This is a genomic window from Pseudomonas sp. Q11, assembly GCF_024494355.1.
GTDB classification, from domain to species: Bacteria; Pseudomonadota; Gammaproteobacteria; order Pseudomonadales; family Pseudomonadaceae; genus Aquipseudomonas; species Aquipseudomonas hefeiensis.
This window is the reverse complement of the sequence record NZ_JAKNQY010000067.1, coordinates 1-928: the sequence shown is the minus strand read 5'-3', so window position 1 is coordinate 928 and position 928 is coordinate 1. Positions and strand designations below refer to the sequence as shown.

The following is a 928-nucleotide window of genomic DNA, read 5'->3' as shown; positions in this document are numbered from 1 at the left end:
TAATTGGTTGGCTGCTGCTCCATCAGGTCGGTCGCGTGTTGCTGGAAGCCACAGGTGGTTACGAACGAAGCGTCATGAAAGCGCTTCAGGCTGCAGGTTTTGAGGTCATTCGGATCAACCCCTGCCGAGCCAAGAACTTTGCCAAAGCAATGGGACAACAAGCTAAAACCGACCCGATAGATGCGCGCCTCCTGGCGCAATTTGCAGCGGTCATCAAATCGACTAACAGCCGAATCACAAGCGCCGAACAGGACGACCTGCGCGCACTGGTTCAGCAACGGGAAAACTTTACTCAGCAGAGAGATGACGACAAACGCAGACTTAAAACGGCCTCATCTGAGGCCGTTAAACCCGCGTTGCAGAGTCATATCGACTACCTGTGCGAAGCCATTAAGTTGATAGAAAAGATGATCCGTCAAAGCGCTGAAAACCTGGACAGTGAAAAAGTCACTCGCCTGTGCTCGGTCAAGGGGATCGGTCTCGTCACGGCGGCCAGCGTAATGGCCTATCTTCCAGAGCTCGGCGAGGTTGGGCGACATCAGATAGCCGCATTAGCAGGCATAGCCCCCTACAACGACGATAGCGGCACGCACAAAGGCCAACGCCATATCAGCGGCGGTAGGTTCTCCGCCAGGCGCGCTCTGTACATGGCCTGCTGGTCAGTGATCAGGTATCAGCCTGACTTCAATGCACGCTACAAGGCGCTGCGCGAGAAAGGCAAATGCGCGAAGGTTGCGCTCATCGCATGTATGCGGATCTTGTTGATACGTCTAAACGCAATGATCCGGGATGGTTCTGAGTGGAAGGGAGACGTCGCCTAGATTGTGATTCCGGTTCCCTCAGACAATTGCATAGCCCAGAGCTGTGGGAGGCTCGCTGCCTCTGAAAAAGATGGCTAAATAAACCATCCAAGACAGTTGCTCCCACA

General features: G+C 54.2%; 1 protein-coding gene. It reads left to right on the top strand.

The window, feature by feature from the left end; genetic code table 11:
* Positions 1-821: transposase (locus MA884_RS27765; protein ID WP_256233482.1), on the top strand; the 821-nt coding region annotated here is incomplete at its 5' end.
* Positions 822-928: the final 107 nt, after the last annotated feature.